The following is a 10,554-nucleotide window of genomic DNA, read 5'->3' as shown; positions in this document are numbered from 1 at the left end:
TCTTCAAGCTTTGTAGAATACCTTTTTTTATAGCCGGGCTACCAGCAAGGTCTGCCACAATACTTTGAATATCTTTATCTGCTGTAGTTACTTGTTCTTTTTCAATTATTGATTTAAATGATAAATTACTGTCATTTATAAGTTGCATCAGATTACGATTAAGTCCATCATCATTCATCAAATAATCTAAAATAGTTAGGTGAGATTGCTTATCACGAATTCCCATTAATAACTTAGCTGATAACCTTCCCCATCCTGTATAATGTCGTCGTTCTAATTTTTTCAGAATAACCCCATCTAAAACATCAGAAAATTGCTGTAACTGCTCTTTAATCATACGTTTATCTTCAAACACAGTTAAAATTTTAACTATATTTTCTAGCATTTCCGTATTTACTGGGTTATCAAGGATTTCTTGTTTTATCCCCACCTTGAGTAAATCATGATAGGTAGAATAACTTGAATTAAACGAGTCTTCCAGCCCTTCAATAGTTGGACTTTCAACATGGCTCATATTGCGTAAGAATAGCTCTAAATCCTTCTTTTTAACTTTACGCTTTTGCTTAAAAAAGTCATTAAAAATCTGTTCTTTTTCCTGCCCAGAAAAATAGCTAGTTTTCCCTTGATCATTAATGTATCTAACTTTGGTTAATTCATTATAAACCAAATATTTTTGATAACAGAGACTATGTTTAGGCAATACATTTTCTTTAGGCAGATATGTATCTTTATTGGTCATCTTTTCAATAAAATCGACCGCTGACTTACCGAAGTCCACTTTCTCTTCTATATTCCACGGTCTAATCTCGCCATCAGCTTTTCTTGTTAACCATGCGAATTCGCTCTGTCCGTTAGCTAGTGGGCCAACAAAATAAGGAATTCTAAAAGTTACTAAACTTTTGATTTTATCATAGTTTTCTTTTAAAAAAGGATAATATTTTGCTTGCTGGTGTAAAATAACTTCTAATTCTTCTAAATGTAATTGATGCGGAATAGCCCCATTATCAAAGGTTCGTTGTTTTCTTAAAAAGTTTTCTTTTTCTATTTTAGCAATAAAATAATCGGCACCTTCAATGTTCTCTAATGTCGTTTTCATGTATTTATAGAAATCTGCTTGCTTTGTTTTACCGTCTATATAACCTGCGTAACCATGTTTTTCGGTATTACTAAATATTTCTTCATAGTGTTTAGGTAGATGAAGCTTGATAAATGCTTTCAATTTCCCTAAATCTTCTTCATGTGTATCAAAACGTTCAATCATACTTGCGGATAACTTCGCGTTAGTTTCAGTCTCAGCCACTGTGATAATACTAGATAAGACCACAGCACTATATGCATTTTTCGTCGCAACAAAAAGTTCCGCATATTCATCTCCTATTAGCGCTAACAAGGACTCTAAATCTTCTTCATAGCTATCTTTCGCACATTCAATATCCAATTTCTCAATAAGCTCAAAAGGCTTTTGAAAATTCCCTTTACTGCCTACAATCAAGCTGATAAACTGAGCAAACATTCCGGTAGATTTTTCACCAGGATATAATTTTAAAATTCTCTCAAGTTTTTCTTTTCGTGTAACTTTTTCAACGAGAATTTTAGCTACATTCTTATTATCTTCCATTTTTTTTAGCGAACCATCTTCAATGCTACTTGCAAATACTTGATTATATGTTTGTATAAATTGCTTATATATTCCATCAATAGAAGTATTTTGAGTATCTAATGCTCCCTCAATTAAAAAGTTACCTCGATATTTTATAATATGAGCTAAAGCTAAATAAACTAATCTTAAATCAGCTTTTTCTGAAGAATTAACGAGTTCTTCTCTCAAGTGATAAATGGTCGGGTAGTTTTTGTGGTATTCTACTTCTTCCTCTATAGTCGCAAAAAAAGGATGTCGACTATTTCTTTTTTCGTTATCAACATAAAAACTATCACTTAATCGGCAAAAGAAATTTTTATCAGTCTTAGACATTTCTTCCGCAAATATCCCTTGTAAATAAGAAATACGATTGCGTCTTCTCTCTATTCTCCTTCTAGCTGTTCTAGTCATTCTTCTATCAGCTGCCGTTTGACCCTCATCAAATAATCTAACTCCCCAGAAATTTTTCTTTATCTGTTTTTTCTCAGAGTCTCCAGCAATTTTCATTTTCCTCTTCACTAAATCATATTGATCTGTTAACACTGCCCATCCAACCGAATTTGTTCCTATGTCTAGTCCAATCGTGTACGGTTTGTTCATTTTTTTCATCCCTTCAACAATTTTTAGTTGCATTCTTTTTATAATTTGATACAATGTATATATTGTTAGTATTCAAAATAACATAGCGAGTTAAAATAAGGCTTTGTCCGTTATCAACTTTTAATTAAGTAGCGCTGTTTCGGCGCTTTTTTTGTGCACTTTTTTAAGAACTCAAAATCGCAACAATTCCTTATCTCTATGTATATTAAGATATACTATTTATACGAATGTTTACTTCATTCATCTATTTATCTAACTATTATGAACCTTGAATTATTATAGCATATTTCGATAAATTTGTTATAATAATCACAATAAAACATTCAAAACAAATTTTTCCGGAATCATGTTTCTATATGCTTCCTTTTTACTTTACTCGTATATTTATAAGGAAACAAAAAAAGCACCAGCAAAAGCTGGTGCTTTGAAACGATTTGATTAACGTTTTGAGAACTGAGGTGCACGACGCGCGCCTTTAAGTCCGTATTTTTTACGTTCTTTCATACGTGGGTCACGAGTAAGTAGGCCAGCAGATTTAAGTGCTGGACGGTACTCAGGAGCCACTTGTAATAGTGCACGAGCTACACCATGACGGATAGCACCGGCTTGACCAGTGTAACCACCACCGTGAACGTTTACTAGTACATCATAGTTACCTAAAGTTTCTGTAGCTACTAAAGGTTGTTTGATAACTTCACGAAGAGCTGCAAATGGGATGTAATCTTCCCAGTCTCTATTGTTAATAACGATTTTGCCGTCGCCTGGTACTAAACGTACGCGAGCTACAGAGCTTTTACGACGACCAGTTCCGTAATATTGTACTTGAGCCACTTAGTATTCCTCCTTTATTAATTAACCGCGTAATTCGTATACTTCTGGTTTTTGAGCTGCATGTTCGTGCTCAGATCCACCATATACGTGTAATTTTTTGAATAATTGACGTCCAAGAGAATTTTTTGGAAGCATACCTTTGATAGATAGTTCTAATAATTTCTCAGGATTGTTTGTACGCATTTCGCCTGCAGTACGAGATTTCAAACCGCCTGGATATTGAGAGTGACGGTAGTAAATTTTGTCAGTAGCTTTTTTACCAGTAAGACCAATCTTACCAGCGTTGATGATGATTACAAAATCTCCAGTGTCAATATGTGGAGTAAATTGTGGTTTGTTTTTTCCGCGAAGAATTGAAGCAACTTCACTGGATAAACGTCCTAAAGAAACACCAGTAGCGTCGATAACGTACCATTTACGTTCTACTTCGCCGGGTTTCGCCATATAAGTTGTACGCATGAATTACCCTCCTAAATAAATTGAAACAAATTAGCTCCCGAAAACTGTTCCTAATTCCCGAAATGCTATTCTATATTTTTATTGTTTAAACACAACAACCTTCCGGGGCTTATTGTGGGGCAAACAATACCATAGTCCATAATACAGTTTTTAGAGTAAAAAGTCAATGCGTTCTGTAAAAAAACATCCGATTTTTATTCATAGTCCACTCGCCATAAATATAACCCTTGTGGTGGCGCAGTTTTACTAATTAATTTTTGTCTATCACGTGCTAGTAAAGCTTCCGTTATACCGTCTGGAGTGATTCGACCTTGCCCTGCATCAAGCAAGGTCCCTGTCAAAATCCGCACCATATTATACAAGAAACCATTTCCTTGAAACGCAATCACTAAGGTCTCGGCATCCTCTTCATAAAAGTCGATACTATAAAGCGTCCGCACTTTAGAATCCCGTTCCGTTCTAGCCGAACAAAAACTAGTAAAATCATGCTCACCAATCAGACGTTTACTCGCGAGCTTCATTTTCGCGATATCCAGTTCATATGGATAATGCAGCGCAAAATTCCGACTAAACGGATCAAAAATTTTTGTCCTTTTTACGACATAACGATATTCTTTTCCAACTGTGCCAAATCTAGCATGGAAATCATCCGTTGCTTTCTCCACTGCCAAAAAGCTAATATCAAAAGGCGTCATAACTTGTAAAGCTTTTTGAAATTTTTCCGCAGTGATATCCAGCTCTGAGTCGAAATGAATAACTTGACCTTTCGCATGTACCCCGGTGTCTGTTCTTCCTGAGGCGGTAATCCGAATGCTCTTACCTTTATGCATTTTTTTCAGCGCTTTTTCAATTTCTGCTTGGACTGTCCGAGCGTTCGGTTGCACTTGATAACCGTAAAACCCGCTTCCATCATAAGAAATTATCGATTTATACCTTGTCATTCATTTCAACTCCGCAACCAAAATAATAAACCACTTAACACTGCCAAGGAAATTAATAAGAAGGTATCCGCAAATCTCCAGTGCAGTATACGAAATCTCGTCCTACCTTTACCTCCACGATAACCACGAGCTTCCATTGCAATCGCTAAGTCCTCCGCTCGCTTAAACGCACTAATAAAAAGCGGCACGAGTAGAGGGATAATTGCCTTGATTCGGTCACTCCATTTTCCACTCGTAAATTCAACGCCACGAGCTTTTTGCGCTTTTAAAATTTTCTCCGTTTCATCCATCAAAGTGGGAATAAATCGCAAGGAAATACTAAGCATTAAAGCCAATTCATGCACTGGTAAATGCACTAAACGAAACGGGGCTAAAATCTTCTCAAGGCCGTCTGTCAGTTCAATCGGACTTGTCGTTAATGTTAGTAGCGTCGTCATAAAAATAATAAGAACAAAGCGACAAAACATCATCGCCCCATTTGCCAATCCTAGTGTCGTTATTTGTAAAAGTCCTAAATCAACTAAAACAGTCCCGCCTTTTGTAAAAAAGACTTGTAGCAATAAAGTAATTAAAATAAGCCAAAAAATCGGTTGTAAACCTTTAATAAAAAATAAAAATGGCACTTTCGAAGTTAGGACTAAATACAAAACATAAGCAAACATAAGTGCATACGTCAGCCAATTATTTGCTAAAAAGACAATTGCAATAAACGCCATAACAGCAGTGATTTTCGCGCGTGGATCAATTCGATGTAACCAAGAGTTCCCCGGGATATAGCGTCCGAGAATCATTTTATCCATCATAATTATGCCCCGCCCTTCGCTAAATAAGGCGCCATTTCGGTTGTTAATTCATCAATTGTTAAACACGTTTTTGTTAATTTTATATTAAATTTCCGTTCAAACAGACCTTGAAACCTCACTACATCCGGGACAGACAAGCCAAGGTCGACCAGTTCATCTGGCTTCGCAAAAATTTCACGTGGTGTGCCGATTTGAAGAACTGTCCCAGCTTTCATCAAGACAATTTTCTCCGCATAACGAGCAGCATCTTCCATACTATGTGTGACAAGGACTGTCGTGAGTCCTTTTTCTTTATGAAGGTTGTAGAACATCTCCATAATTTCTTCACGACCATGGGGATCTAGTCCTGCTGTCGGCTCATCTAGCACAAGCACTTCCGGATCCATCGCTAAAACACCAGCAATCGCTACTCGGCGCATTTGTCCACCAGAAAGTTCAAACGGCGAACGCGACAAAATTTCTTCTGTCAGCCCTACTTCATAAATCACTTTTTTAGCACGGAGTTTCGCATCTTCCTCGGAAACCCCGAAGTTCATCGGTCCAAAGCAAATATCCTTCTCAACTGTTTCTTCAAAAAGTTGCGCTTCCGGAAATTGAAAGACAATCCCAACTTTTTTACGTAAATCGCGTAGTTTCTTTTGTTTAACTCCCGCGACAATTTCTCTATCGCCAACCGTTATTTTACCTTCAGTCGGCATCAAAAGCGCATTAAGATGTTGTAGCAATGTCGATTTCCCAGAACCCGTATGACCAATAATTGCAGAATAGCTACCAGAATCAAAAGAAACATTTACATCAAGCAATGCTCGCTTTTCAAAAGGGCTATTTTTTTGATAACAATAACCTAGTTGTTCGAGTTTAATTTCCATAATTGATCTAGTAATGCTCCTTCCGATAGCACGGTGCTTCCTGTTTCAAAGCCTCCTGCAACTAATTTTTCTTGTAACTCAATAATAAATGGAACCCCTAAACCAATTTCTCGCATCGCATCTGCTTGCTGAAAAATTTCTTGTGGAGTGCCTTCACTGTGGACTTCTCCGTTATTCATGACAATTACCCGGTCTGCAAAAAGCACTTCATCCAAGTCATGTGTGATGGAAATAACAGTAATATCTTCTTGTTCGCGCATAATCCGAATGGTTTCCATTACTTCTGCACGTCCTCTTGGATCAAGCATAGAAGTAGCTTCGTCCAAAATAATCACATCCGGCTGCAATGCCAAAACGCCTGCAATCGCAACACGCTGTTTTTGCCCGCCAGACAGTCTAGCCGGTTCATGTAACGCATAGCTTTGCATTCCCACCTCATTCAAGGCTGACTCCACTCGTTCCACCATCATATCATGTGGAACTCCATGATTCTCAAGTCCAAATGCGACGTCATCTTGCACAGTTGCACCGACAAATTGGTTATCTGGATTTTGAAAAACCATTCCTACTTGTCGTCTAATTTCCCATATATTTTTTTCGGACAAAACAAAGTGCCCGATTTTAATTAAACCATCTTCCGGAAAGAGCAATCCGTTGAGTAATTTCGCAATAGTTGATTTACCTGAACCATTATGACCAACTAGCGCGACCCATTCCCCTTTTCGAGCAGAAATAGATACATCTTTCACTGCATATTTTTCCGTATCTTCGTATTTATAAAAAACGTGCTCCAATCTCACAAAACTTTCTGCCACGCTTAACACCTCACTTTTTGACCATTCATTGTTTATTATAGTATAAACATCCTTCTGGCGCAAAATTTCCTTTTTTCAATTGTTTTGCTTTCCTGCGAAAGGGAATATATTATCGTTAAGGATGTGATAACTATGTTAGCAGATTTTATTTTACGACTTGTTGTTGCTGGTCTCCTTGGAGCCGTTATTGGACTTGACAGAGAAATCAGGGCGAAAGAAGCGGGGTTCAGGACACATTTTCTTGTTTCACTCGGTAGCGCTTTAATTATGATTGTGTCCCAATACGGTTTTTCCGAAATCGCCACCATGCAAACTATATCATTTGACCCTAGCCGTGTTGCTGCCCAAGTGGTAAGTGGCATTGGCTTTATTGGCGCTGGTACGATTATCATTCAAAAGAAATTTGTTCGCGGATTAACTACAGCGGCAGGACTTTGGGCTACAGCCGGGATTGGCCTCGCAGTTGGGGCTGGAATGTATTGGGTCGGTATTGCGGCTACACTGCTCACATTAATTGGTTTAGAATTTCTCAGTATTATTTTTAAATCCGTCTCGCTCCATACAACTTCATTCATTTATTCAACCGACAATCAAGAAAATCTAGTAAAAATTACTGATAAAATTCAGCAAAACAAACAACAAATAATTTCATATTCAAGTGAAAAAGAAATGATCGGAAATAGTCTATTTATTCGTGTTAATATTGTTGTAAAAACAAAGAATAAGAACGACGAATACGAACTATTTCACTATATCCAGACGCTTCCTGATGTTACTATTGAAAAAATGGAATAAATTAGCTTTTTATTGCACATTTCAATTAATTTGTTCACAGAATATCCATTTACTTACCTCTTCTCGTTTTGCTATAATTCACCCGTCAACACTAACTGAATAGAGAGAAGGGATGAGATGAAAAATTTTGTAACCTCAGAACGTTCGATTCATAAGATGGATGAATCAACAAAACCTGTGATTACAGTAAAAAATGGCGCTGTTGTGACAATAAAAATAAAAGATCACTTCAATGGCCAAATCAACCAAGATCAGCTTCATTACGGGGAAATAGATTGGAAACAATTCTCACCAACAACAGGTCCAATCTGTATAGAAGAAGCACGCCCAGGAGATTTACTCGCAGTAACTATTGAAAAAATCACCCTCACAGACAAAGAAGTCGTTTTGTTAAACGGACCGAATATCGGCATAACAGATGATTTATTACCCCACAATTGCATCCGCCGTTACAAAATCGAACAAAACAAGATTATTTATTCCGATGAAATCCACATTCAACTACAAAAAACAATCGGTCTCTTAAAAACCGAATCCATTCATCAAACTAAACCATTTCTTATACCTACTAAACACGGCGGGACGCTTGACTCTTCTGATATAAAAGAAGACGCTACAATATTTTTACCAGTAGAAAAGTACGGGGCTATGCTCCACGTAGCTGATATAAGAGCCACTACAGGCTTCGGGAAAATAACAACTACAAGCGGAGAATCTCCTGCTGAAGTAACATTAAGGCTACAATTATTAAAAAACAAAACAGCTCCTACACCAATTATTATTCATAAAAATAAATTAATCTGCCTTGCCTCTGAACTTACTACCGAAAAAGCAACAAAAAAAGCATTACAGAACATGCTAAAGATGTTAATGGAATCAGATAAAATAACACTAGAAGATGCAATATTTTTATTATCTTTGCAAGCAGATTTTGAAATTTGCAAGCTGAACAAAGCAAGCGTCACAACAGCTATTAAACTTCCATTAAGTAGCTTTCCAGAGATGCCTTTCTTATAAAAAAGAGCCCTTTCGCAAAAGTTATGCGAAAGGGCTCTTTTTAAATTTGTTCAAAAAAACTTCCTTGATAATTTTTATGAAGAAATTCGGCTAATTTCCTCGCTTCTAATTCAACAAATTTTTGGTTTTTCTTTGTTATCTTTTTTGTTAGATAAAAAGTGAAAATTATTTTGTTCCCAGTTATTTTATATCTCCAAGTGCCGTAAAGAAAGCCATTTATAATTAAAACTGCCTCAATTTGCCCGGCCGGACGCCAAATTAAACTTGTTTCAGTTATATCAGCCAACCAATCTTTTTTTCCGTAGCTAACAAAAAGTGGATCGAATTTCCCTAATAAAAGTGGGCGTTGTTGTTCTAATTCAGCTTGAACTTCTGTTTTGCTATAGTAAATCTGACCGTCCTCACCTAAATAACTAAAATAATTTTCCAGAGCCGTTTCAAGCGTTTGTTGGAATTCAAACTTCCGGAGCCCTGTCCAATGTTTGAAATCCCGAATTGTAGCTGGACCATATGCGCTAAAGTAACGGTCAATCATTACTTCAAGCCCAGCTTCATCACGGCCGTTTTCTAGCCAATTAGCTTGTTTTTCTGCACTAATCCAATTTCTATGACTATAAAACCTTGTTTTAGGTGATTCTGGCACACAGAAAAGTGTACCATCAAGAGATCCTTGAATAAAAACTCCGCCCCATTGCATAAGTTCTTTAGCGTGCCCCCCTAATAATTTGGTAAATGCTTCTTTGGGGATTTTTTCTGCACTTAAGAGAAGTTTTTCCATTTCAACCAGTAGCTCATCCAAATCTTGCCCCAGAGAGCTTGCATGCTTCTTTAACCAATTATTTTTATCCGAGTAGACATTGTGGACAAAAAACCAGTCAGAAGGTGTATACATATGCACAGTCATCCTTTGCCCCCATATCTTAATTAAATCTTTTTGGTCGTAATCGTGTTGAAGTTTTTCTTTTGTGAGGTTAGTCACCCGGTTAAACAAGCTGATTTCACCAAACTGTTGATACTGTGACTGAATGCCAAATAACGCACGAGAAGCTTCCGGTGCGCTAGAAAATTTATTTTGCAATAGACCTGAATTAGATAACCGATTTTGAGCTATTTGCGAGTTAGTGACTGATTGCATATCTAGTTCCTCCTCGAAACAAATCTTTGAGGTTTACTATAGATGCTTTCAGAATAAAAGGCAAGCAAAAAAATAAAGCTTTTCAAGTTTGACCTACTAATCGAAGCATATTCGTAAAGCAGGTCAAACAAAAAAAGCCTGCCTCCTAGCCTACGATTAAATAGACTAGGAAACACAGAGCTAGACAAGGAAACACGAAGTCTCCATATCATGACACTCCACTTGCTTTAAACGTTTTATTATTAAACTAATTCAATAATAACCATTGGTGCGCCGTCACCGCGACGTGGACCTTTTTTCAAGATACGAGTGTAACCACCTTGACGTTCCGCGTAACGTGGAGCAACATCATCAAATAGTTTTTGTAGAGCGTATACAGGACGGTTTTTCTTCACAGTAGAACCATCTTTACCTTTAGCATCTACTTGTACTACTTCTACAACTTCATGACGGATGAAAGCAGCTGCTTGACGACGAGCGTGCAAGTCTCCTTTTTTCCCAGAAGTGATTAGTTTTTCAACAACTTTACGAATCTCTTTAGCGCGAGCTTCTGTTGTTTCAATACGTTCATGTACGATTAAATCCGTTGCAAGATCACGTAGTAATGCTTTACGTTGTGAGCTTGTACGACCTAATTTTCTGTAACCCAT

11 protein-coding genes are annotated in these 10,554 nt (G+C 37.1%); 2 read left to right on the top strand and 9 right to left on the bottom strand.

The genetic code is table 11. From position 1 onward, the window contains the following. From cas9 to HCB45_RS09010, 7 genes are all read right to left on the bottom strand, one after another. Positions 1-2,239 (bottom strand): type II CRISPR RNA-guided endonuclease Cas9 (gene cas9, locus HCB45_RS09040; protein ID WP_185619627.1); only part of this gene is annotated, 2,239 nt, incomplete at its 3' end. A gap of 438 nt (positions 2,240-2,677) precedes the next feature. Next, complete coding sequence (gene rpsI / locus HCB45_RS09035) at positions 2,678-3,070, bottom strand: 30S ribosomal protein S9 (RefSeq protein ID WP_003726075.1); 393 nt, start codon at positions 3,068-3,070, stop codon at positions 2,678-2,680. A 21-nt stretch (positions 3,071-3,091) separates the two neighbouring features. Continuing rightward, entirely contained in the window at positions 3,092-3,529 is a 438-nt protein-coding gene (rplM, locus tag HCB45_RS09030; RefSeq protein ID WP_003764106.1) for a 50S ribosomal protein L13, read from the bottom strand. 194 nt (positions 3,530-3,723) lie between these two features. Beyond that, positions 3,724-4,470, bottom strand: coding sequence for a tRNA pseudouridine(38-40) synthase TruA (gene truA, locus HCB45_RS09025; RefSeq protein ID WP_185619623.1), 747 nt, complete (start codon positions 4,468-4,470; stop codon positions 3,724-3,726). A gap of 5 nt (positions 4,471-4,475) precedes the next feature. Further along, a complete protein-coding gene (locus tag HCB45_RS09020; RefSeq protein WP_185619621.1) occupies positions 4,476-5,273 on the bottom strand; it encodes an energy-coupling factor transporter transmembrane component T family protein in 798 nt (265 codons plus the stop codon). A 2-nt stretch (positions 5,274-5,275) separates the two neighbouring features. Beyond that, positions 5,276-6,142 (bottom strand): energy-coupling factor ABC transporter ATP-binding protein, encoded by an 867-nt coding sequence (locus HCB45_RS09015; protein WP_185319802.1) that lies wholly within the window; start codon positions 6,140-6,142, stop codon positions 5,276-5,278. Continuing rightward, positions 6,118-6,957, bottom strand: a complete 840-nt coding sequence (locus HCB45_RS09010; protein ID WP_185619619.1) for an energy-coupling factor ABC transporter ATP-binding protein — start codon at positions 6,955-6,957, stop codon at positions 6,118-6,120. Before HCB45_RS09010 ends, HCB45_RS09015 begins: the two co-directional genes overlap by 25 nt. A gap of 132 nt (positions 6,958-7,089) precedes the next feature. Here HCB45_RS09010 and HCB45_RS09005 point away from each other — a divergent pair, with 132 nt between their 5' ends. Next, on the top strand, positions 7,090-7,752 hold the full coding sequence (locus HCB45_RS09005; RefSeq protein WP_185319800.1) for an MgtC/SapB family protein: 663 nt from the start codon (positions 7,090-7,092) through the stop codon (positions 7,750-7,752). A 117-nt stretch (positions 7,753-7,869) separates the two neighbouring features. Further along, entirely contained in the window at positions 7,870-8,769 is a 900-nt protein-coding gene (locus tag HCB45_RS09000) for an acetamidase/formamidase family protein (protein ID WP_185619617.1), read from the top strand. Between the two features lie 40 nt (positions 8,770-8,809). On the opposite strand, the gene HCB45_RS08995 is transcribed toward HCB45_RS09000, so the two are convergent. Then, positions 8,810-9,904 carry a DNA glycosylase AlkZ-like family protein gene (locus tag HCB45_RS08995; protein ID WP_185619615.1) on the bottom strand — a complete coding sequence of 365 codons (1,095 nt, stop codon included), beginning with the start codon at positions 9,902-9,904 and terminating at the stop codon, positions 8,810-8,812. A gap of 242 nt (positions 9,905-10,146) precedes the next feature. Beyond that, on the bottom strand, positions 10,147-10,554 hold the full coding sequence (gene rplQ / locus HCB45_RS08990) for a 50S ribosomal protein L17 (RefSeq protein WP_003768456.1): 408 nt from the start codon (positions 10,552-10,554) through the stop codon (positions 10,147-10,149).

It is taken from the genome of Listeria farberi (assembly GCF_014229245.1).
Taxonomy (GTDB): Bacteria; Bacillota; Bacilli; order Lactobacillales; family Listeriaceae; genus Listeria; species Listeria farberi.
Note: the sequence above shows the minus strand (reverse complement) of the source record. Positions and strands in the feature narration are given on the sequence as shown.